This window comes from Marinobacter sp. G11, assembly GCF_021282325.1.
Classification (GTDB): Bacteria; Pseudomonadota; Gammaproteobacteria; order Pseudomonadales; family Oleiphilaceae; genus Marinobacter; species Marinobacter vinifirmus.
In genome coordinates this window covers 61,973-85,058 of record NZ_JAJSPB010000007.1, presented here as the reverse complement: position 1 = coordinate 85,058, position 23,086 = coordinate 61,973, and the positions used below count along the sequence as shown (strand labels likewise).

The 23,086-nt window shown below is 59.7% G+C and carries 18 protein-coding genes; 5 read left to right on the top strand and 13 right to left on the bottom strand.

Features of this window, described 5'->3' with window-relative positions:
* Position 1: 1 nt before the first annotated feature.
* Positions 2–991 carry an alpha/beta hydrolase gene (locus LWH94_RS06600; RefSeq protein ID WP_199458003.1) on the top strand — a complete coding sequence of 330 codons (990 nt, stop codon included), beginning with the start codon at positions 2–4 and terminating at the stop codon, positions 989–991.
* Between the two features lie 56 nt (positions 992–1,047).
* Complete coding sequence (locus LWH94_RS06595) at positions 1,048–1,707, top strand: OmpA family protein (protein WP_036219953.1); 660 nt, start codon at positions 1,048–1,050, stop codon at positions 1,705–1,707.
* 76 nt (positions 1,708–1,783) lie between these two features.
* On the opposite strand, the gene serA is transcribed toward LWH94_RS06595, so the two are convergent.
* On the bottom strand, positions 1,784–3,013 hold the full coding sequence (serA, locus tag LWH94_RS06590) for a phosphoglycerate dehydrogenase (RefSeq protein ID WP_232901624.1): 1,230 nt from the start codon (positions 3,011–3,013) through the stop codon (positions 1,784–1,786).
* A 185-nt stretch (positions 3,014–3,198) separates the two neighbouring features.
* Here serA and LWH94_RS06585 point away from each other — a divergent pair, with 185 nt between their 5' ends.
* Both LWH94_RS06585 and LWH94_RS06580 read left to right on the top strand, forming a co-directional pair.
* The gene (locus LWH94_RS06585) at positions 3,199–4,602 is read left to right on the top strand and encodes an FAD-binding oxidoreductase (protein WP_058341378.1); all 1,404 of its coding nucleotides are present in this window, start codon (positions 3,199–3,201) and stop codon (positions 4,600–4,602) included.
* Positions 4,602–5,279 (top strand): SIR2 family NAD-dependent protein deacylase, encoded by a 678-nt coding sequence (locus LWH94_RS06580; RefSeq protein ID WP_232901623.1) that lies wholly within the window; start codon positions 4,602–4,604, stop codon positions 5,277–5,279. The genes LWH94_RS06585 and LWH94_RS06580 overlap by 1 nt, the downstream gene beginning before the upstream one ends.
* Positions 5,280–5,439: 160 nt before the next feature.
* Here the strand turns inward: LWH94_RS06580 and LWH94_RS06575 are convergent, their stop codons facing one another.
* The 5 genes from LWH94_RS06575 to LWH94_RS06555 all read right to left on the bottom strand — a co-directional run bounded on the left by LWH94_RS06575 (position 5,440) and on the right by LWH94_RS06555 (position 10,098).
* Positions 5,440–6,744, bottom strand: coding sequence for an ABC1 kinase family protein (locus LWH94_RS06575; protein WP_232901622.1), 1,305 nt, complete (start codon positions 6,742–6,744; stop codon positions 5,440–5,442).
* A 58-nt stretch (positions 6,745–6,802) separates the two neighbouring features.
* Positions 6,803–7,465 carry a fumarylacetoacetate hydrolase family protein gene (locus LWH94_RS06570; RefSeq protein ID WP_094623855.1) on the bottom strand — a complete coding sequence of 221 codons (663 nt, stop codon included), beginning with the start codon at positions 7,463–7,465 and terminating at the stop codon, positions 6,803–6,805.
* Between the two features lie 21 nt (positions 7,466–7,486).
* The gene (locus tag LWH94_RS06565) at positions 7,487–8,029 is read right to left on the bottom strand and encodes an adenine phosphoribosyltransferase (protein ID WP_022989975.1); all 543 of its coding nucleotides are present in this window, start codon (positions 8,027–8,029) and stop codon (positions 7,487–7,489) included.
* 22 nt (positions 8,030–8,051) lie between these two features.
* Positions 8,052–9,350: an NCS2 family permease gene (locus LWH94_RS06560; RefSeq protein ID WP_058341373.1), complete on the bottom strand. Its 1,299-nt coding sequence runs from the start codon at positions 9,348–9,350 to the stop codon at positions 8,052–8,054.
* A gap of 130 nt (positions 9,351–9,480) precedes the next feature.
* Complete coding sequence (locus tag LWH94_RS06555) at positions 9,481–10,098, bottom strand: trimeric intracellular cation channel family protein (protein ID WP_022989973.1); 618 nt, start codon at positions 10,096–10,098, stop codon at positions 9,481–9,483.
* A gap of 267 nt (positions 10,099–10,365) precedes the next feature.
* Between LWH94_RS06555 and LWH94_RS06550 the strand changes: the two genes are divergently transcribed.
* On the top strand, positions 10,366–11,346 hold the full coding sequence (locus tag LWH94_RS06550) for an NADPH:quinone oxidoreductase family protein (RefSeq protein WP_232901621.1): 981 nt from the start codon (positions 10,366–10,368) through the stop codon (positions 11,344–11,346).
* 405 nt (positions 11,347–11,751) lie between these two features.
* Here LWH94_RS06550 and LWH94_RS06545 read toward each other — a convergent pair whose 3' ends face one another.
* From LWH94_RS06545 to LWH94_RS06515, 7 genes are all read right to left on the bottom strand, one after another.
* Positions 11,752–13,581 carry a long-chain-acyl-CoA synthetase gene (locus tag LWH94_RS06545; RefSeq protein ID WP_232901620.1) on the bottom strand — a complete coding sequence of 610 codons (1,830 nt, stop codon included), beginning with the start codon at positions 13,579–13,581 and terminating at the stop codon, positions 11,752–11,754.
* Between the two features lie 49 nt (positions 13,582–13,630).
* On the bottom strand, positions 13,631–15,595 hold the full coding sequence (locus LWH94_RS06540; protein ID WP_232901619.1) for an acetyl/propionyl/methylcrotonyl-CoA carboxylase subunit alpha: 1,965 nt from the start codon (positions 15,593–15,595) through the stop codon (positions 13,631–13,633).
* Between the two features lie 227 nt (positions 15,596–15,822).
* Positions 15,823–16,638: an enoyl-CoA hydratase/isomerase family protein gene (locus LWH94_RS06535; protein WP_232901618.1), complete on the bottom strand. Its 816-nt coding sequence runs from the start codon at positions 16,636–16,638 to the stop codon at positions 15,823–15,825.
* A 159-nt stretch (positions 16,639–16,797) separates the two neighbouring features.
* Positions 16,798–17,958, bottom strand: a complete 1,161-nt coding sequence (locus tag LWH94_RS06530; RefSeq protein ID WP_232901617.1) for an acyl-CoA dehydrogenase family protein — start codon at positions 17,956–17,958, stop codon at positions 16,798–16,800.
* Between the two features lie 499 nt (positions 17,959–18,457).
* On the bottom strand, positions 18,458–20,074 hold the full coding sequence (locus LWH94_RS06525) for an acyl-CoA carboxylase subunit beta (protein WP_232901616.1): 1,617 nt from the start codon (positions 20,072–20,074) through the stop codon (positions 18,458–18,460).
* A 9-nt stretch (positions 20,075–20,083) separates the two neighbouring features.
* Positions 20,084–20,950 (bottom strand): SDR family oxidoreductase, encoded by an 867-nt coding sequence (locus tag LWH94_RS06520; protein ID WP_232901615.1) that lies wholly within the window; start codon positions 20,948–20,950, stop codon positions 20,084–20,086.
* Between the two features lie 226 nt (positions 20,951–21,176).
* Positions 21,177–22,973, bottom strand: coding sequence for an acyclic terpene utilization AtuA family protein (locus LWH94_RS06515; RefSeq protein WP_232901614.1), 1,797 nt, complete (start codon positions 22,971–22,973; stop codon positions 21,177–21,179).
* Positions 22,974–23,086: the final 113 nt, after the last annotated feature.

The following is a 23,086-nucleotide window of genomic DNA, read 5'->3' as shown; positions in this document are numbered from 1 at the left end:
CGTGTACTGGAAAACAGATACCATAGAAATACCGAATTGGGACAGACATTCCCTGCTGGAGCGTCTGGAGCCTTTCGACCCGGCCGAGCGCCGGGACCTCAGTGTTGAGATGGAAGCCTATTGCCGTTTTTACGGCCTGGATCTCTGGGTGGAGCACCCGGAGGTGGCTTACCATCAGGGCTACGTAAAGGCAGACCGGCACGAAGTCATGGTGCATTACTTCCGGCTGCCGGAGGCGGCAGGGAGCAAGGGCACGGTGTTCATCCTGCATGGTTACTTTGACCACGTGGGGCTGTATACCCAGCTGATTGACCGTTGCCTGGGCGCCGGCTTTGATGTGCTGACCTACGACCAGCCCGGGCACGGGCTGTCCAGCGGTACACCGGCAGCCATTGGCAGTTTCCTGGAATACCAGGCGGTGTTGTCTGAGGTCATGGCTGAGGTGAAAGACATGGTGCGCGGGCCCTGGTTTGCTGTGGGCCAGAGTACCGGTGGGGCGATCCTGATTGACTACCTGCTGTCCAACCACCACGACCAGGACACCTCCGCATTCCGGAGAGTGGTCCTGCTGGCGCCCCTCGTTCGGCCCATGGGCTGGTTAGGTGCCAGGGTGCTGCACAGCGTGGTCAAACCGTTTCTGACCCGATGGAAGCGAGCCTTTAACGAAAACAGCGGGAATACGCGGTTTCTGCAGTTTTTGCGTGAGCATGACCCGCTCCAGGCCCGTGCGGTGCACGTTGATTGGGTAACGGCCCTGAAAAAATGGGTGCCGCACATCGAGTCGGCCAGGCCGGTGGATTTTCCGGTTACCGTGGTGCAGGGCGAGAAAGACACCACCGTAGACTGGCAGCACAACCTGCGCATTATCCGTAATAAATTTTCCTCTGTGAGGGAACGAAGAATCCCGGATGGTCGTCATCATCTGGTAAACGAAGCCCAGGATTTGCAGGCTACGGTGTTTAACACCATTATTGAAACATTCTCGGAATGAAATGGCCGGCGCCGGATCTGGCAGGGCCGCAAGAAAAACCGACGCAGGAGAAAACCATGAAGAAGACAATCCTTGCTTTCGCAGTTGCCACCGTTGGTATGAGTGGCTGTATGACGTACGACCCGTACACCGGCGAAGAGAAAACCTCTAACGCCACCAAGGGCAGCATTATCGGTGCCCTGGGCGGTGCTGCCGTGGGTGCGGCTACATCCAGCAGCAGTGATCGCGGCAAGGGTGCCCTGATCGGCGCTGCCAGTGGTGCGGCTGTCGGTGGTGGTATCGGTTACTACATGGACCGCCAGGAAGCGCAGCTGCGTCAGAAGCTGGAAGGCACCGGTGTTCGCGTCGTCCGTAATGGCGACCAGATCGAGCTGGTTATGCCGGGCAACATCACCTTTGACACAGACCAGTCCAGCATCCGTTCCGGCTTTACCGGCACCCTGGAGTCTGTAGCCCTGGTACTGAAAGAGTTCGACAAGACCATCATCCAGATTGAAGGCCACACCGACAGCACCGGTTCCGACAGCTACAACCAGCTGCTGAGTGAGCGCCGTGCCTCTTCAGTGCGGGACTTCCTGCTGAACCAGGGCATCGAGCCGCGCCGTACCCGTGCGACTGGTTATGGCGAGCGCTACCCGGTTGCTTCTAACGATACCTCAGCCGGCCGTGAGCAGAACCGTCGCGTTGAGCTGACGCTGGTGCCGATGGAGCAGTAATTCTCCGCTCCCAGCGCAAAAGAAAACCCCGGAGGCGAAAGCCTGCGGGGTTTTTTTACGGCTGGTGAAAACCGGGTCAGAACAGAACGCGGCAGCGAATTGTGCCTTTCACCTGACGCAGTTTTTCCAGGGCCAGTTCGCCGTAGGCCTTGTCGACATCCACGACTACGTAGCCGATATCTTCCTTGGTCTGCAGGTACTGGCCGCACACGTTGATGCTGTTCTCGGAGAACACCTGGTTGATCTCGGACATCACGCCCGGCACGTTCTCGTGAATGTGCAGCAGGCGGTGCTGGTTCGGGTGCGAAGGCAGGGCGACTTCCGGGAAGTTCACGGAAGACACAGAGGTGCCGTTGTCGCTGTACATGGCCAGCTTCTCAGCCACTTCACGGCCGATGTTTTCCTGGGCTTCGATGGTGGAGCCACCTACGTGCGGAGTCAGGATGCAGTTGTCGAATTCGCGCAGCGGAGACACAAACTCTTCATCGTTGGACTTCGGCTCAACCGGGAATACGTCGATTGCTGCACCCAGCAGTTTGCCGGAACTCAGCGCATCGGCCAGGGCGTCGATATCCACCACGGTACCGCGGGAAGCGTTCATCAGGATGCTACCCGGCTTCATCTGTGCAAACTGCTCGGCCTTGAACATGTATTTGGTCGCCGGAGTTTCCGGTACGTGCAGGGAAACCACATCGGAAATGTTCAGCAACTCCTGCAGCGTGCCCACTTGCGTGGCGTTACCGATCGGCAGCTTGGAAACCACGTCGTAGAAATACACGTCCATGCCCAGGCTCTCGGCCAGGACACTGAACTGGGTGCCGATGTTGCCGTATCCGATGATGCCCAGCTTCTTGCCACGGATTTCGTAGCTGTTCTTGGCGGACTTGATCCACTCACCCCGATGCGCCTTGGCGCTCTTCTCGGGCACGCCACGCAGCAGCAGGATGGCCTGGGCCAGAACCAGCTCGGCTACGGAACGGGTGTTGGAGAAAGGTGCGTTGAAAACGGCAACACCACGGCGGGTTGCAGCCTGCAGGTCTACCTGGTTGGTGCCAATGCAGAAACAGCCCACAGCCACCAGCTTCTTGGCAGCTTCAAATACTTTCTCGGTCAGCTGGGTGCGAGACCGGATACCGACGAAGTGCGCATCGGCAATCTTCTCGATCAGGTCTTCCTCGCCCAGTGAATGGGTCAGGTACTCGATGTTGGTGTAACCCGCAGCGTTCAGGGTATCAATGGCAGATTGATGCACGCCTTCCAGCAGCAGGATCCGGATTTTGCTCTTTTCGAGAGACGTATTTGACATGGGCTAGCTTCCGAACCTTTCGTCACGTGAAATGACCGCGGCCGGGGATCGTCAACCCGGCTCACAGAACAGGGGCGGTATGATACCATAAACGGAGATTTTCACAGCGCGCCGGTTTGCCTGAATCAATTCTTTGTGAACGCCTTCTGACCACGCGCGGCCCAACCTGAGAGACAGACACACCCATGAATTCCGAACAGATCATTGCTTCCCTTAAAGAGCTGGTGGCTACCGGCGACGCTCCGGGCAAGGTTCTGACCGATCCGGCCGACCTGGACTCCTATGGCAAGGACTGGACCAAAATCCATCCGCCCAAGCCCCTGGCGATCGTGCTGCCGAAGACCACCGAGCAGGTGCAGGCTGTGGTGAAGTTTGCCAACGAGCACAAGGTGGCCCTGGTGCCTTCCGGCGGACGTACCGGCCTGAGCGCCGGCGCCGTTGCCGCCAACGGCGAGGTGGTAGTGGCGTTCGATAACATGAACCAGATCCTGGAATTCAATGCCAGCGACCGCACGGTACGTTGTCAGTCGGGCGTGGTGACCGAACAGCTGCAGAACTTCGCCGAGGAAAACGGCCTGTACTACCCGGTGGACTTCGCCTCTGCCGGTTCCAGCCAGCTGGGCGGCAACCTGTCTACCAACGCCGGCGGCATCAAGGTGATCCGCTACGGCATGAGCCGCGACTGGGTAGCCGGCCTGAAAGTGGTCACCGGCAAGGGCGATATCCTGGACCTGAACAAGGACCTGGAAAAGAACAACACCGGCTACGACTTGCGCCACCTGTTTATCGGCGCCGAGGGCACCCTGGGCTTCATTACCGAAGCCACCATGAAGCTTACCCGCCAGCCGGATAACCTCACGGTACTGGTGCTGGGCCTGGGCGACCTGACCAACACCATGGACGTGCTGCAGAAGTTCCAGAGCAAGCTGGACCTGACCGCCTACGAATTTTTCTCCCACCAGGCCATGAACCACGTACTGGCCCACGGCCAGGTACAGGCCCCGTTCGAGACCGAAGCGCCTTACTACGCGCTGCTGGAATTCGAGGCGGTTTCCGATCAGGTGATGGACGATGCCATGTCCCTGTTCGAACACTGCGTCGAGGAAGGCTGGGTGCTGGACGGCGTAATCAGCCAGAGCGAAACCCAGGCCCAGAACCTGTGGCAGCTGCGGGAGCGGATTTCCGAGTCCATCGCCCCGAGGATTCCCTACAAGAACGACGTTTCTGTGGTGGTCTCGAAGGTGCCGGGCTTCCTGCAGGAAATCGACGACGTCGTCACCGAACATTACCCGGACTTCGAAATCATCTGGTTCGGCCACATCGGCGACGGCAACCTGCACCTGAACATCCTCAAGCCGGAAGACATGGCCAAGGAAGACTTCTTTGAGAAGTGCCAGCAGGTGAACAAGTGGGTGTTCGAGATTGTCGAACGCTACCAGGGCAGTGTTTCCGCTGAACATGGCGTAGGCATGACCAAAAAGCCCTACCTGCACTACACCCGCAGCGAGGCGGAAATCGCCTATCTTAAGGGTATCAAGCAGGTGTTCGACCCTAACGGTATCATCAACCCGGGCAAGATCTTCGACTGATGCAAGAGCACATCGTAGTACTCACCGGCGCTGGCATCAGCGCCGAAAGCGGCCTCTCCACCTTCCGTGACAACGGCGGGTTGTGGGAGCAGCACAGTGTGTACGACGTAGCCACCCCGGAGGCGTTCGAGCGTAACCGTGAGCTGGTATTGCGGTTCTACAACGAACGCCGCCGCCAGCTGCTGTCGGTTCAGCCGAACCCTGCCCACCGCTTGCTGGCGGAACTGGAAAGCCGTTTCCGGGTGACCGTGGTTACCCAGAATGTCGACGACCTGCACGAGCGCGGCGGCTCCAGCAATGTGCTGCACCTGCACGGTGAACTCACCAAGGCCCGCAGTTCCGCATACCCGGACCTTATTTACGACATCGGTTACAACGACATCAATCCCGGGGATACCTGCGATCGTGGTGCCCAGCTTCGGCCCCACATTGTCTGGTTCGGCGAAGAAGTGCCGATGCTGGATGCGGCGGCTGAGGTGGTGCGCACGGCAGACCAGTTACTGATTGTGGGAACGTCACTACAAGTATATCCAGCTGCCGGGCTGGTCTACGAAGTGGACATCGATGTGCCCATCACCGTGATTGATCCGGGAGAACCAGCCTCGGTTTCACGTGCCAGAGTGATCCGGAAAGGCGCCAGCGATGGCTTGAATGAATGGGTTCGCTCTCTGGGCTAGCTCCCAAGTTTGGAGCGCTGTTGCGGGATAGACCTTCCAAAACTGTGCGGAGCCATGGATGGCGGAGCCCAAGCGTCACATGGATGTGCCGCAAGGAGCGTGTTTTGGAAGGTCTATCCCGCAACAGGGCTGTGCTGGGGGCCGGGGCCCATCACAAGGCTCAACCTCGGAGGTATTTCTCCAGTTCATTTCTGAACGCGGCCTGTACGCCCAGCCTTTTCAACATCCAGTAATGCCCCGCAATCATCCGGTCTATGAAGATGCTCTCTACCGGTGGTTTGAAGTAATCCAGATACTTGAACACCGTACTGGTTTTCGCCGCGACGTGCTTGTGGATGTCTGCCTCGGCAAAGTCATAGGGTTCATCATTCAGGAACGGGATGATCAGAATGTCCCGCCACATGGCGTAATAAGCCTCATCGACCGCCGGCTGGTTGTCCACGCGGGCGCCCAAATCAATCAGGTACTCGTCGAGTGCCTGGTAGTCCTCATCCAGAGCCGCGATCAGAGCCTTACGGTACGCCTCCACAATCTCCGGCTTCAGTTTCTTCACGCAGCCAAAGTCATACATGATGATGGTGCCATCCGGCCGGTAGGCGAAGTTCCCAGCGTGGGGATCGCCGTGGATGCACTGGAAGCGGAACAGCTGGTCGGCCATGATGGTGAAGATGCGGTGGCCGATGTCGTTCAGGGTTTCCTGGCTGTAGCGTTCGGGGGTGACCTTGCTTACGTGGTCGCCTTCCACCAGTTCCAGGGTCAGTACCCGGCGGGTGGAGTGGCTGTCGATCACTTCCGGAATCAGTACCCACGGCTGGTCTTTGTGGAAGTCGTGGAAGAGTTTCAGGTTGCGGGCTTCGTTTTCGTAATCCAGTTCTTCTTTCAGGCGCAGGCGGATTTCGCCGAACAGCTGGTCCACCGTCTCCTTCGGCATTTTCAAAAGGCCGCCCAGTTTCAGGGCCAGGCGCAGCTGTTTCAGGTCTGAGTCGCAGGATTCGTCCACGCCGGGGTACTGAACCTTTACGATCACGTCAGTGCCGTCGTGCAGGCGGGCGCGGTGTACCTGGCCGATGGAGGCGGAGGCGTAGGGTGTTTCCTGAAGGTATTCGAACAGCTCGCCCACCGGTTTGCCCAGTTCGCTTTCCACCTGTTCCAGAATGACCTCGAAGGGCATGGGTGGGGCTTCTTTCTGGAGTTTTTCCAGCGCCTGGGAGAACTCCTTGGGCAGGAAGTCCTGGGTCTGGGAGGCAATCTGGCCCACTTTCATGACGGCGCCCTTGAGCTCACCCAGGGTATCGGCAATCTCGTCGGCCATGCGGGTGTAGCTTTCGCTGCGGGCGCTTTCGTCATCGACGGTGCGGAACATGCGCCGTGCCCTTTGGCCGGCGTACTGGCCGGCCACCGAGGCAGTCATGCCGGCCAGTTTGAAGAATCGACCTGTGCGTGAGGTTACCGGTTTCTTCGCCATGGTGCTGGGTATTCCCTGAAACTGATGATGTGCCTGAATATGCGTTCAGGCAGGCACTTCAGACCACTGTGGTTTCCACAAACAGCAGATCTTCCAGTTCCAGCGACAGGGTCTGGCCGGATTCCAGCGGGCCAACGCCTTTCGGGGTTCCGGTCAGTACCACGTCCCCCGGTTGCAGGGTGAACTGGCTGCTCATGTGGGCAATCAGCGGTACGATGGGGTTCAGCATATCACGGGTGTCGCCGGTCTGTTGGCGCTGGCCGTTAATGTCCAGGGTGAAGTGAATGTTGTCCTTCGGAAGTTTGTCGGCGGGCACGAAAGGCGAGAGCGGGCAGGCGCCGTCAAAGGCCTTGGCCCGTTCCCAGGGCTGGCCCTTTTCCTTGAGCTTGCTTTGGATATCCCGAAGGGTCAGGTCCAGCGCCAGGCCGTATCCCAGAATGGCAGCTTCAGCTTCGCTCTCGGAGGCATGGGTGAGTGGGCGGCCGATGAGTACCGCCAGTTCGGTTTCAAAGTGCACCGCGCCCTGATTGCGAGGGAAATCCAGCGGGCGGGTAATATGAACCGCTGCTGTAGAGGGTTTGATAAACAGCAGCGGCTCGTCCGGCACCGGGTTATTCAGTTCCCGGGCGTGTTCGGCGTAGTTGCGACCAATGCACACGATCTTGCCAAGGGGCAGGTGAACGGGGGTACCGTCTTTCCAGTGGTGCTGATAATCGGGCATGGTCGCCTCCTGTAACTGTGGTTATTCTCCGTCGAATGAACACACAGTATAAACCTGCAGGCCTTCTTCCTGCAGCTTGCGGGAGCCGCCCAGATCCGGCAGGTCGATCATCGCGGCCACTTCCACAATTTCCGCACCAATGCGGCGGATCAGCCGGGTGGCGGCCAGCATGGTGCCGCCGGTAGCGATCAGGTCGTCCACCAGCACCACTTTGTCGCCGGGCTTGAAGGCATCTTTGTGCAGTTCGACAGACGCCGTGCCATATTCCAACTCGTAGTCTTCCACCATGGTGTCGAACGGCAGCTTGCCTTTCTTGCGCACGAGTACCAGCGAGGCGTTCAGCTCATAGGCCAGGGCCGAGCCGATGATAAAACCGCGGGCGTCAACGGCGGCCACGGCATCAATATGCTGGCCGTGGTAGCGGTGTACAAAGGCGTCAATCAGCTTTCGAAAAGCTGTTTTGTCCTGCAGCACCGTAGTGATGTCGCGGAATGACACACCCGGCTTGGGCCAGTCCGGTACGGTGCGGATGGCCTTTTTAATGCTTTCGGAAAAATAATCCATAACTCACCTGTGCGGGCCCGGCTTACGCCAGGTCCAGGAACATGAATTTCAGAACGAAGACGACGGCAATCACGGTGACGCTCCAGTTCAGGTCAGACCAGCGGCCGGCGAGGGCTTTTACCGCCACGTAGGTGATAAAGCCAAGGGCAATGCCGTGGGCGATGGAGAACGTCAGCGGCATCATCAGGGCGGTCACGATAGCCGGTGCGGTGTCGGTGATGTCGTCCCAGTCGATCAGTTTCAGCCCGCTGGCCATCAGGCAGGCTACATACAGCAGGGCCGGAGCCGTGGCGTAGGGCGGGATCACACTGGCAATGGGTGAGAACAGCAGGCAAGCCAGGAACAGCAGGGCGACCACAACTGCGGTCAGGCCGGTGCGGCCGCCGGCCGCGATACCGGCAGTGGATTCCACGTAACTGGTGGTGGTGGATGTACCCAGTGCGGCGCCAGACATGGTGGCAACAGAGTCAGACATCAGGGCCCGGCCCAGGCGCGGCAGTTTGCCGTCTTTGTCCAGCAAACCGCCTTTCTGGGCCGCGCCCACCAGGGTGCCGGAGGTGTCGAACAGGTCTACAAACAGGAAGGCAAAGACCACGCTGATCATGCCAACGTTCAGGGCGCCGGCCAGGTCAAGTTGCATAAAGGTGGGGGCGATGCTCGGCGGTGCAGACACAATACCCTGATACTCCACCATGCCCAGCATCATGGCGGCGGCGGTTATAGCAATAATGCCGATCATCACAGAACCGGTAATCTGGCGGAAAGAGAGCGCACAGATCAGTACAAAGCCGGCAAAGAACAGCAGGGCCTCCGGCACTTTCACGTCACCCAGGCTGACCAGCGTGGCAGGATGATCCACCACAATGCCGGCGTTCTTCAGGGCGATCAGGGCCAGGAAGAATCCGATACCTGCGGAAATACCGAATCGCAGGGACAGGGGGATGGAATTGATGATCCATTCCCGCACCTTGAAAATGCTCAGCAGGAAGAACAGCAAGCCGGACAGGAACACTGCCCCCAGCGCCACCTGCCAGCTGTAACCCATGCTGCCGACCACGGTGAACGAGAAAAACGCGTTCAGGCCCATGCCCGGGGCAAGTGCGATGGGGTAGTTGGCCCACAGGCCCATGATCAGTGTGCCGATGACCGCCGCCAGGCAGGTCGCCACGAACACGGCGCCGAAATCCATGCCGGTGGAAGAAAGTAGGCTGGGGTTGACCACGATAATGTAAGCCATGGTCAGGAAGGTGGTAATGCCCGCTACCACTTCTTTACGAACAGTAGTGCCGTGGGCCTGGAGTTGGAACAGTCGTTCAAGCATGACGGGGGTCTGCCTCTCAGGATGCCTGGGTTGGAGTTTAAAATCTTTTGACGTGCGGAAATCGTGAACTGGGTGAAAAAACGGCAATGTTACCGGCTCACGGGCCTCAGGCCAAGGGATGATTGACAGTTCAGTGAGCCGCGTTATCTCTCTGTAGACGGATATCAAAACGCACGGCGGCCATCCGCACAATGACAATAAACAGCAGGCCGATGGTCAGGGCCAGGGACTCGCTTTCCAGGAACCACTGGCAGACGAAATAGAGCCAGCAGCCGGCAAACGCGATGGAGGCGTAGATCTGGTCTTTACGGAAGATAAACGGCACTTCGTTACACAGGGTGTCGCGCAGGGCGCCGCCGAAGCATCCGGTCATCACTCCCAGCATGGACGCAATAAACCACGAATGCCCAAGATCCAGCGCCAGCTGGGCGCCGAGGATGGAGAAAATGCCCAGCCCGATGGCATCCGGAAACACAATGCGGGACTCTTTCAGACTGTGGGCCCGGCTCCAGTAGCTGAACACAATAGCCATGGCCAGGATCAGGATCGGCTGTTCTTCGTGCTTGATCCAGTAAAGCGGGTGGTTGTCCATGATCAGGTCGCGCAGCGTGCCGCCACCCAGAGCGGTAATGAAACCGATGGCAAAGACCCCCACCGGATCCATGTTTTTCGAGCGCGCGACAATCATGCCGGAAATGGCAAACGCCACAATGCCGATCATTTCAAGGGTGTAGATAATGTCGAACATGGCCGGCTCTGGGGCTGAGAATGGATGAAAAATGCATTCAGAACGGGAGCGCGAAGCATAGCCGAAAATTCCCTGTGATTCATCCGGTCGATAACGCAAGGTGCTTGAAGTGGGAGGGCTCACGCGTTGTTATTAGCACGGCTAATAAAGTCCGATAAGCTAACTTTATTTGCTTCATACCGGAACTCTGTTTAGCTTGATCTCCCTCAATAAAATACCGAACAACAACGGTGCCCCCTGTGTGCGGCGGCGCCATCAGGAGAGATCATGAAAGCCATTCTGTGCAAAGAGTACGGCCCCGCCGGAACACTGGTCATCGAAGACGTACCCAGCCCGAAAATGGGCGACCGGGGCGTAAAAATCCGCGTGAAAGCCGCCGGCCTGAACTTTCCCGATACCCTGATCATTGAAGGCAAGTACCAGCTGCAGCCCCCCATGCCATTTTCCCCGGGCGGCGAGCTGGCGGGTGAAGTCATTGAAGTGGGCGACAAGGTTACCCGCTTCAAGCCCGGCGACCGGGTAGCCGCCCTGACCGGTTTCGGCGCCTTCGCCGAGGAAGTTGTTGCCCCGGAATCCAACCTGCTGCCCGTGCCGGACAACATGCCGGATGAAAAAGCCGCCGGCTTTATGATGGTCTACGGCACCTCCTACTACGCCCTGAAACAGCGCGCTAACCTCCAGCCCGGCGAAACCCTTCTGGTGCTCGGCGCCAGCGGCGGCGTTGGCCTGGCCGCGGTAGAGCTGGGCAAGGCCATGGGAGCCAAAGTGATTGCCGCCGCCAGCAGCTCCGAGAAACTCCGCATCGCCAAGGATGCCGGTGCCGACGAGCTGATCAACTACACCGACGAGCCCCTGAAAGACGCGGTGAAGAAACTCACCAAGGGCAAAGGCGTGGACGTGATCTACGACCCCGTCGGCGGCGACTTCACCGAACAGGCCCTGCGCACCATGGCCTGGAACGGCCGCCACCTGATCATCGGCTTCGCCGCCGGCGACATCCCGAAAGTGCCGGCCAACCTGACGTTGCTGAAGGGTTGCTCGGTGGTCGGCGTGTTCTGGGGTGCCTTTACCCGCAACGAGCCGGAGGTGAGTGCACAGAACATGATGGAGCTGCTGCAGATGTACTCTGAGGGCAAAATCGACCCGAAGGTCAGCGAGGTGTTCGATTTCGAGCAATACGCGGAAGCCCTGGGCGCCCTGGCAGGTCGTCGGGCTACCGGCAAGGTCGTCCTTCGTGTCGGGGCTTGAGTGGGTGCTTAACTTGGGCTCCTAGCCTGTTTGTTTCGGGGGTGTGCCCGGGTTGGGGCGCGCTTCCAAAAAACCGCTACAAGCACGTCCCTGTGCGCTTCTCTCCGGCCATCCATGGCCTCCGAAATTTTTTGGAAGCGCGCCCCAACCCGGACTTTCAGCCTACGAGTAATAGTCAGTAAGCTGATTGCGGCAAAGGTGAGTTTTTTTGGCTATTACTGCGAAGTTGGACTGGCGTCTGTGGGGCATGCCTCCCAAAAATTTGCGGAGCCATGGATGGCGGAGCAGAAGCGCCACAGGGATGTGCCGTAAGGAGCGGTTTTTGGGAGGCATGCCCCACAGACGCCGCCCCCCAAAAGACCAACAGGCTAGGGCCAAAAACAGGCCCCAACTCAGGGCTGAAGGCTAAAACCGAACCCCACCAGAGTCGATGTCAGAAACCAGCTTGGGCGTCAGTCGGGTATAACCGGACGTACCGGGAAGCCAGGCATAGACTTCCTCGTGGGGCCGGTCCAGGGAATAGCCGAGCTTCTGGATATCCACCTTCCGGTACTTGAAGGTTCCCGTTTTCTCGATGGCGTGGGTTACCCGCACAAACACCGGAATGGCATAGGCTGGCAGGTTGTCGCTCAGGTAAGCGAACAGCCTGTCCACGTCAACATCTGCCTCCGGATTCTGGGGCACCAGGGTTACCATCCCCGCTTTGCCGTTGGTGTTCGGGATTTCCACGCCGTACACGATGGCTTCCTGCACCATGCCGGAGCCGTCGATGATGTTTTCCACTTCGGTGGTGGAGACGTTTTCGCCCTTCCAGCGGAAGGTGTCACCCATTCGATCGACGAACTGCAGGTGCCGGCAGCCGATTTCTTTCAGCACGTCGCCGGTGTTGAACCAGGCGTCGCCATTTTTGAAGGCGTCTCGCAGGATAGATTTTTCGGTGGCTTCTTTCTGGGTGTAACCCTCAAATGCCCACTTCTTGGTGATTTCGCCAATCAGTAAGCCCGGTTCGCCTTTTTCCACTTCTTCCAGCCGGCCTTTCTCGGTGCGGATCGGGTCCCGGGTGCCTTCGTGGTATTTCACCAGTTTGTAGGGCGCGGTGGAGAAGCCGACGGTGTTGTCCATGTTGAAGAAGTTGCTGAAGCCGATGTTGCCCTCTGAAGAGGCGTACAGCTCCGCCACGGTTTCAATGCCGAAGCGGTCCTTGAATTCCTTCCAGATGGAGGGGCGCAGGCCGTTGCCGATCATCTTGGTCAGGCTGTGGTTGCGGTCCTGGTCGCTGGGGGGCTGGTTCAGCAGGTAGCGGCAGAGTTCGCCCACGTAGCCGAAGGTGGTGGCTTTGTAGCGGCGGACATCGTCCCAGAAGGCGCTGGCAGAGAATTTCCGGCGCAGGGCGATGGCTGAGCCGCCGGCCAGTACCGAGCCCCAGCAGACCAGCAGCGCAGTGCCGTGGTACAGAGGCAGGGTGCAGTAGAGAACGTCTTCCGGTTCCATGGCCAGGGACAGCATGCCGAAGCCGCCGTAGGCGCGGATGAATTTGCGGTGTGAACCCGGGGCTGCCTTGGGCAGGCCGGTGGTGCCGGAGGTGTACAGGTACACCACGGTGTCGCCCATTACCACCGGGTTACTCAGGGTTGGCCGGGCCGAGGGGCAACGGCTGACTTCCTGTGCCAGGTTGACGTAGCCCTCCGGCGCGTCGCCGTAGATGTTCAGGGTGTTGGTGTCGGCCAGGTAAAGGAACGGGTTGCTGTGTTTAAGATCGATTTCTTTGCGAATGCCTTCGGCGTGCTCCAGCAGTTCGTCCCCGACCACCAGCATTTTCGGTTCAATCAGGTTGATGCTGTGGGTCAGCACCTTGCCTTTCTGAGAGGTGTTGAGCATGGCACAGGCCACGCCTACTTTGCCGGCGCCGGCCACCAGGGCCAGCAGCTCCGGGCGGTTGTCGAGCAGCACGGCAATGGCGTCGCCTTTTACCAGGCCCTGGTCTTTCAGGTAGTGGGCGATCCGGTTGCTCCAGGCATCGAATTCCTGCCAGGTGATGGTCTGGTCGTCGCACAGTATCGCGGGCCGGTTCGGGTATTTACTGGCATTGCGCTCCACCAGCTTGCCCAGTGTCAGTTCCTTTTTGTCATCTTTAACGGCGTAGTAATAAAGCCCCCTGGCGATGAATGGGAACCGGCGCAATACGCCCGGCAGGCTGCGCATCAGGTCTCTGGCGGTTACGTTGTCTTGGCTCATGGCGCGTCCGTTCCGTTGCTGACAGGGCAGGGGTGCTGCCCTGCGCCTGTTATTGTGTTTGTTCTTCGGTTTCGTTGGCGGCCAGCTCTACCAGTAACTGGCTGCGCCGTACCTGGTCTCCGCTGCTGGTGTGCACCGCGGCAACGGTGCCATCCCTGTCCGCTTTCACCGGATGCTCCATTTTCATGGCTTCCAGGATCACCAGCGTCTGGCCTTGTTGTACGGTGTCGCCGGCGGCAACCAGCACATCGATAATCGCCCCGTCCATACTGGCCTGGATACGGCCACTGCCGGCGCCCTGGGCACCTGTGGCAGGCTGGTGGGTGATGTCGGTTACCGACCACGACCGGCCGAGTGCCTGCAAATATAGGGAATCACCGGCCCGGGAGTATTGGCACCGCTGACGAATCCCGTTGTCGATAATGCACAGCTGGCCTTGTTCGTGGCTCTGGATCAGCAGTTCACATTGGTCATCGCCATGGGAGACCAGCAGTTTGTGGCCGCTGTGACGCACCAGCAGTTCGACGGTTTTTTCCTGGATCTCCAGCTTCATGGGAATCACTGTGGCTGGTGCGTTGCTCCAGCCTTCCTGCCCGGTACTGTTGAGGCTCAGGGCGCAGGCGCTGAGGGCCAGTTCGCGGATGCTCAGTGCTTGCGGTGCCAGCGATGGGTCATCTTTGAACGCCTGCTGCAGGAACGCCGTGGTGGCTTCACCGGCACCGAAGGTGTCATCCGCGATGATGCGGCTGAGGAAGTGGCGGTTGGTGGTTACGCCGAACACCGTGGTGTCTTCCAGCGCCCGGATTAGCCGGCGGCGGGCTTCGTCCCGGTTCTGGCCCCAGGCGATGACTTTCGCCAGCATGGGGTCGTAGTGGGCGCTGACTACATCGCCGGAGCGCACGCCGGTGTCGAACCGCAGGCCTTCTCCCTCGGCCGGAGTGAACTCGTGCAAAGTGCCGGTTTGCGGGGTAAAGCCGTTGGCCGGGTCTTCGGCGTACAGGCGCACTTCGATGGCGTGGCCATTGAGTTCGATCTCCTCCTGGGCCAGCGGCAGTGGCCGGCCTTCAGCCACCATCAGTTGCCAGGCCACCAGATCCTGCCCGGTGATCAGTTCGGTGACCGGGTGTTCCACCTGCAGGCGGGTGTTCATTTCCAGGAAGTAGAAGTTGCGGTCTTTGTCGACCAGGAATTCCACGGTGCCGGCGCCTTCGTAGCCGCAGGCAAGGGCGGCTTTGACGGCCGCTTCGCCCATGGCTTTCCGCAGTTCCGGAGTAACGAAGGGCGAGGGCGCTTCTTCGACCACTTTCTGGTGCCGGCGCTGCACGGAGCAGTCCCGCTCGCCCAGATACACGGCATTGCCGTGGCGGTCGGCGAAGACCTGGATTTCCACGTGCCGGGGCTCGATGACGGCTTTTTCGATAATCAGCTCGTCGTCGCCGAAGGCCTGTTTGGCTTCGGAGCGGGCCCGTTTGATGTTGTCGGCCAGCTCGCTTTCGCTCTCGACCAGGCGCATGCCCCGGCCACCGCCACCTGCGGAGGCTTTGAGCATGAGGGGGTAGCCGATGTCTTTGGCGGCGGCGATGAGTTCGTCGTCGGTTGCGTTGTTGCCTTCGTAACCGGGGACGACCGGTACGCCGGCTTCCTGCATGGCGATTTTTGAGCGGCGTTTGCTGCCCATGAGTTCGATGGCGTTTTCGGGCGGGCCTACGAAGGTGAGGCCGGCTTGTTTGATGGCTTTGGCGAAGCCGGAGTTTTCGGAGAGGAAGCCGTAGCCGGGGTGGATGCAGTCGGCGCCGGTTTTGGCGGCGGCATCGAGGATGGCGTCGGCGTTCAGGTAGGATGCGGCGACTTGTGCCGGGCCAATGCAGACGGCTTCGTCGGCTTGTTCAACGTGCAGGGCGTTGGCGTCGGCTTCGGAGTAGACGGCAACGGTTCGGTAGCCCAGCGCCTTGGCTGTGCGGATGACCCGGACGGCGATTTCGCCTCGGTTAGCGATGAGTAGTTTTTTTAGCATTTGTATGTCACCTGCCTTGATGCGCGCCTGCGCATTTGGGTGCTCGTGCGCACCGCTGGCGGGGAGGGCCTCCGGAAAAACGCTACGAGCACATCCGTGTGCGCTTCGCTCCGGCCATCCATGGCCTCCGAGATTTTCCGGAGGCCCTCCCCGCCAGCGGCGCTTCCGCTGACTTTGTTCGTGCCTGCTCAACAGCTAGTGAACAGTGTGTGTTTGTTGTCGTTTTTTTAGCTCTCAGCCCACTTAGGCTCTCGTTTTTGCATGAACGCCATGGTGCCCTCAGTGCCTTCCGGGCCACGGATCGCAGCGGCGAACTTCCCGGCGGCAGCATCCAGTAAACCGGCCATGCTTTCATTGCCAACCCGATGCAACAGCGCCTTGGTTTCTGCCGTGGCATTCGGGGCACACAGCCGAACCCGTTCAAGGGCTTGGTTCAGCATGTCGTTCAGCTGTTCTTCGGATTCCGCAACCTGGTGAACGATACCCAGTGTGCAGGCTTCTGCTGCGTCGATTCTCAAACCCAGAAGTGCCAGCCGGCGGGCCTGGGTCAGGCCGATTCGTTCGACCACGAACGGAGCGATCTGGGCCGGGATGACGCCGAGGGTGGTTTCCGGCATGCCGAATTTCGCGGTGGGCCCGGCGATGGCGAGGTCGGAGACGCAGGCCAGGCCGAAGCCGCCGCCCATGACGGCGCCTTCGGTGATGGCGATGACGACTTTGGAGGATTCGTTGACCTGCTGGATCATCTGGCCGAAGGCGCGGTTGAGTTTGTAGAACGGGTCGTCCTTGCCTTCGCCTTTCTGGCCCCGGGCGCCGGCCATGTCCTTGATGTCACCTCCGGCGCAGAAGTGGCCGCCGGCACCGCGGATGACGACGGCGCGGATGCTGTTGTCGTTTTCAACTTCGGTGAACAGGGCGGCCAACTCCGCGACCATCTGCAGGCTCATGGCGTTGCGGACGTCCGGACGGTTGATGGTGAGAAACAGGGACGGGCCTTGTTTCTCGAGAATCAGTGTTTCGCAATGTGGTAGTTGGTATTCCATAAAAGGACTCCACGTAAAATGTTCGGGGCCGTGAGGCGGGTTGCCCTTTCCGGGACCGTTGAGGGCCATGGACGGCCCGAAACGAGCCTACAGGGACGTACTCGTAGGCGTGTCCCGGAAAGGGCAACCCGCCTCATGGCCTTCTGTCAAACTCGTTAATCAGTCGCGATTTTTGCCAGGCAAAGTGCCCATTAGCTTGCAGATGATGCCCAGCATGATTTCGTCGGCGCCGCCGCCGATGGACACCAGACGCACGTCGCGGTAGGCACGGGCCAGGGGGTTTTCCCACATGTAGCCGTTGCCGCCCCAGTACTGCAGGCAGGTGTCGGTGACTTCACGGCCCAGACGGCCGGCTTTGAGCTTGGCCATGGACGCCAGTTTGGTCACGTCTTTACCAGCGATGTGCAGTTCACAGGCCTGGTAGGTGAGGGCGCGCAGGGCTTCCACTTCCGTCTGCAGTTCGGCCAGGCGGAAGTGGATGTACTGGTTGTTGATCAGCGGCTGTCCGAAGGTCTTGCGTTCGCGGCAGTATTCGATGGTCTGGTCGATGCAGTTCTCCAGCGCCTTGATCACATTCGCCGCACCCCACATGCGTTCTTCCTGGAACTGGATCATCTGGCACATGAAACCGGTGCCTTCCGCGCCGATGCGATTGCGCTGGGGAACGCGCACGTCGTCGAAGAACACCTGGGCGGTTTCCGATGAGCGCATGCCCAGTTTGTTCAGGTGCGGGCTGAAGGAAATGCCGGGGGTGTTCATCGGCACGATGATCAGGGTTTTGTTCTTGTGGGGCTTGTCATCACTGGTGTTGGCCAGCAGGCAGATGAAGTCGGCTTTCGGGGAGTTGGTGATCCACATCTTGGAGCCGTTGATGATGTAGTCATCGCCGTCTTTCTTCGCCGTGGTTTTCAAGCCAGCTACGTCGGAACCTGCACCCACTTCACTGACGCCAATGCAGCCCACCATGTCACCGGCGATGGCAGGGGCCAGGAAGTCCCGTTTCAGCTCGTCTGAACCAAAGCGGGCAATGGCCGGGGTGCACATGTCGGTCTGCACACCGATCGCCAGTGGCACACCACCGCATTTGGCCATGCCCAGTTCCTCGGCGGCCACCAGGTTGTAGCTGTAATCGAGGCCCATACCGCCGTACTCTTCCGGCTTCTGGATGCCGAGCAGGCCCAGGTTGCCAAGTTTTTTGAACAGGTCGTGAATCGGAAACTCGCCGGCCTCTTCCCATTCATCGCAGTGCGGATTGATTTCCTTTTCGACGAAATCGCGGACGGTCTTTCTGAGGGCTTCGTGTTCGGCTGTGAATTTCATTATTGTTCTCTCCTACTTTTTTAAAGACGGTCAGTTCTTGTGTTCTTTGTTTGGTGCTTGCCCGGTAGCTTGGGGCGCGGGTGTGTGGGCCAGCCTTCAGAAAAACGCTCCTTCGGCACGTCCATGTGACGCTTGGGCTCCGCCATCCATGGCTCCGCACATTTTCTGAAGGCTGGCCCACGCACCCGCTTTACTGTCAGGTTTCGGTGCATCCTGCTGGCAATCTTATGGTGTGACGCATTTGATGCAGGGCTGTGACACACCTCGGTTGAGTTTGATAAGCCATCTCGAAAAAGATGTTCCCGTGACGTCGAGTAGAACCATGTGGGATGAGCTGTCCAAAAATCTTCGCAGGCCATGGATGGCCGGAGAGAAGCGCACATGGATGTGCTTGTAGCGGTTTTTGGACAGCTCATCCCACATGGTTCCAACTACTGAACAACAATCCACGAGGCGGGCTCCACCCAAAATAAAACACCAGGTGAAGCCAGCTCCCCACTTAAAACCGAGCCACGCCGTAAGAGTTGGGCCGTAGCTGCCGTTGCTCGGCCTCGCGGCAGACAGACAAAACCAGGGCCAGAACTCGTCGGGTATCCCGCGGGTCGATCAGGCCGTCATCCCACAGCCGTGCGGTGCCGAACAGGGCGGTGGAGCCGTCTTCGAGTTTCTTGGCGGTGGCCTGCTCCAGGAACGCCAGGGTTTTCTCGTCGGGTTCTATGCCGCTTTTGCGCTGTTTGTCTTCCGCCACAATACGCATAACCTTGCCGGCCTGGGCCGGGCCCATGACGGCGGTGCGGCTGTTGGGCCAGGCGAAGATGAATCTCGGGTCCAGGCCCCGGCCGCACATGGCGTAGTTGCCAGCGCCGTAGGAGCCGCCGACCACCACGGCGATTTTCGGCACCCGGCAGTTGGCGACGGCCTGCAGCATCTTGGAGCCGTGTTTGATGATGCCGTTCTGCTCCGAGTGGGTGCCCACCATGAAGCCGGTGGTGTTGTGCAGGAACAGGATGGGTGTGCCGGCCTGGTCGCAGAGCTGGATAAACTGCGCCGCCTTGGTGGAACCGGCCGGGGTGATCGGGCCGTTGTTGCCGATGATGCCTAAACTGTGGCCCTGAATGCGGATGGTGCCGCACACGGTCTGGCTGTCGTAGTCGTTCTTGAAATCCAGGAACCGGGAGCCGTCGGCGATGCGGGCGAGGATTTCGCGCACGTCGTAGGGCTTCTTGGCGTCGGAAGGAATTACGCCCAGCAGCTCTTCAGCCGGATACAGCGGCTCATCCCACTGCGGTTCCTGGCGCAGCGGCAGGTTTTCGTTCCAGGGCAGGGCGCCGAGAATCTCCCGGGCCTGGCGGATGCCATCGGCGTCGTCCTCGGCCAGGTATTCGGCGGTGCCGGCCACGGTGGCGTGCATTTCTGCACCGCCCAGTTCTTCGTCGGTGGCGATTTCACCGGTGGCCGCTTTCAGCAGCGGCGGGCCTGCCAGGAACATCTTGGCCTGCTCGCGCACGGTGATCACGTAATCGGACAGGCCCGGCTGATAGGCGCCACCGGCAGTGGCGTTGCCGTGGACTACCGTCACTTGCGGAATGCCCGCTGCGGACATGCGGGCTTGGTTGGCAAAGCCCCGGGCGCCGAGCACGAAGATGTCGGTAGCGTAGTTCAGGTTGGCACCGCCCGATTCCGACATCGATACGACTGGAAGCTTGTTCTCCATGGCGATCTGCTGCAGACGCAGGGTCTTGTCCAGACCGGCGGGGGTAATGGTTCCGCCCTTGATGGCGCTGTTGCTGGCCACCACCAGGCAGCGCACACCGGCTACCCGGCCAATGCCGGCAATAATCCCGCCACCGGCCATGGAGCCGTCTTTGTCATCGTGCATCTTGTAGCCGGCCAGGGAACATAGCTCCAGGAACTCACTGCCCCGGTCCAGCAGCCGGTTGATACGATCCCGGGGCAGTAATTTACCCCGTTTGGTGAACTTCTCCCGGGCCGATTCCGCCAGATCCAGTACTTTCTGCTCCACATCCCGGAAGGTGGTGATGTGCGCTTCCATAGCCTCAACATTAGCCCGGAACTCGTCAGACTGGGGGGTTATTGTTGTTTCCAGTACCTGCATGGGGAATCCTCAGACGTCACTCAAAACTTTCGGCGTTACCGCCCGATGAAAACCGTTGTACGGTTCGTTGTTCTTCGCCTTCGGCATCGGCCAGACACGCCCGCCCTGAGAAGCCGCCCCGTCAATCCGCAGGCAGTCACCACTGATAAAAGCCGCACCCGGGCTGAGCAGAAAACAAATCGCCGAACTCACCTCCGACTCCGTCCCCATCCGCTTGATCGGCACCGCATCCGCCAGGCTCCGAATCCACGACTTCATATGAGCCGGGTAATTATCCATCCCGCTGGAAGCAATCCACCCCGGCGCCACCGCATTCACCCGAACCCCGGAAGGCGCCCACTCAACCGCCGCCGTTTGGGTAAAATTCACCATCCCCGCCCGTGCGGCCCCTGAGTGGCCCATGCCCGGCATACCACCCCACATATCCGCCACAATGTTCACAATCGAACCACCGGTTTTACTTAACGCCTGGGTATAGGCCTCCCGGGAAATCAGAAAACCGCCGGTCAGATTGGTGCGCACCACCGTTTCCCAACCTTTCTGGTTAATCCCCGTCAACGGCGAGGCAAACTGCCCGCCGGCGTTATTCACCAACCCGTCCAGCCGGCCGTGTTCCGCAATAATGGCTTTCACCGTGGCCTTAACCGACTCTTCCTCACGAATGTCACAGGAATGGGCGCTGGCGATACCGCCATCGGCTTCTATTTCGGCCTTAACCGAATCCACCTTCTCCTGCTTACGACCCACCAGCGCAACCCGGGCACCGAGGGCGGCCAGTTCGTGGGCCGTGCAGCGGCCAATTCCAGAGCCGCCGCCGGTCACAATAAACACCTGGCCTTCAAACAGCCCCGGCCGAAGAACAGACTGATAACTCATAAAAAAACCTTATCCGAATAGACTGAATCCACGTAAAAAGTCGGAGCGCCCTGGTGGGGGAACGCCCTACAAAAATCTCGTAGGCCATGGATGGCCGGAGCGAAGCGCCACATGGATGTGCCGAAGGAGCGTTTTTTGTAGGGCGTTCCCCCACCAGGGCACCGGCACTCAAGTTGTGGGTTTGAGCCCCAAGCAAGAAGCTTGCGCCGGAGAGCGATTAGAATGTTCATTGCGCCACCAGATTCGAAGGCACAGGCACCGGAAACTCCAGCAGCTGCTGTGCAAAAGCCTTACCCTGCGGATCAATCCGAAGGGAGGCTACACCACCGCCACCCAGACTGTGCTCCAGCAAGAAATTGAACGCATGCAACCCCGGCATCGCCCAGCGCGTCACCTTGCTAGACTCCGGATTCAGCGTATGACTCATCCACTGGGCCACCGCCTGCTCCGTCAACGCCGCCTCAATAAACGGCAAAAACTCCGGATCCCGCGCAATCACCCCGATATTGCTGTGATCACCCTTATCACCAGACCGCGCCCAGGCCAGCTTGATCAGCGGCACCGTAGTGTCTGTTGAAACCTCCATCCGGGATTCTGGCTCAGGGGCCAGAGTGCTGCCATTGAAGCCGCCTTCACAAGCCACTTCAACGGCCGATTTCTGGCCCGCCAACTCCACTGCAACCGACACCTCAGACTTCGGCACCAGGCAGGAGAACAAACGAATCTTCGGCCACACCGTCGGCCGGCCACCGACAATGCCGGTAATGCCCGGCGCCATGCCCGTGGCCGCCTGGGCAATTTCCCTTGAGAACATCACCAGCGCCTTTTTGTTCGGGTGGGCCGTGGCAATCTTCACCACCACTTCCCGGCACTGGTCGCCCCGGCCGTGGGCACCGTAGGTGGTTTCGGTGCCCAAAAGCTCGATGCTGGTTTCGGAATAGTCCGGCAGGCCACGCTCGGCAAACATCGCGGATGTCTTCGCCAGAATGGCTTCGGCCACTTTCTGCGCCTTCGCCTTGGCATCGATGCCGCCCAGCAGGAAGGTGACCGTGCATTTGAAGCCATCCGGCCAGGTGCCGGACACCTTGTAGCTGTCGGTGGGCGGCAGGCCCTTCGCACCAATAACCCGAACCCGATCCTTGCCGGTTTCCTCCAGAGTCACCTGAGTGAAATCACAGGTAACATCCGGCAACAGATAGGCCCGTGGGTCACCAATCTCGTACACCAGCTGTTCGCTCACGGTGCCCAGGCTGACCAGGCCACCGGTACCTTCTGGCTTGGTGATCACAAAGTCGCCGGAAGCGCTGACCTCGGCTATCGGAAACCCCATATTGGCGTAGCCGTCGGCCACCTGGTCCCAGTCGGTAAAGTTGCCGCCGGTAGACTGGGCGCCGCATTCCAGCAAATGCCCCGCCAGGCTGCCTTGGGCAAGCCTGTCGTAATCGTTCCAGCTCCAGCCGAATTCATGCATCAGCGGCGCCAGCACCAGGGCGCTGTCCGCCACCCGGCCGGTAATAATGATGTCGGCGCCCTGTTCCAGCGCGGCCACCAGGCCCGGCGCGCCCAGATAGGCGTTCAGGCTGACCATCATGCCGGGGAAGGGCTGGCCGGTGGTCATCTCGGTGATGCCGGCATCGGCCAGCTTCTTTTTCTTCATCAGAAGGTCATCGCCCAGTACCACGGCGATTTTCAGGTCCACGCCCGCTTGCTCGCACAGGGCCTGCAAGGCATCGCGGCAGGCAACCGGGTTCACGCCGCCGGCGTTGGTCAGTACCCGGACGCCTTGCGCCTTGATGTCGCCCAGCAGCGGAGCCATGACGGTTTCCACGAAATCCCGGGCATAGCCCTGAGAAGGGTCTTTCATCTTCTGGCCTGCCATGATTGACATGGTGATCTCGGCCAGGTAATCGGCTACCAGGTAATCAATGTTGCCCTGTCGTACCAGCTGGGCGGCAGCGGTTTCCGTGTCGCCCCAGAAAGCGGCGGAGCAGCCGATGCGGATAGGTTTGTCGGGTTGTGCCATGTTGTTTGCCTTGTTCTTTGCGCCCGGCGATTGCGGACTGGTGCAACGATGCCATCGACAATACCAAGCAAGCGCTTGGTTTGTAAACAGGCAAATCTCGGGTAGAATAAAAA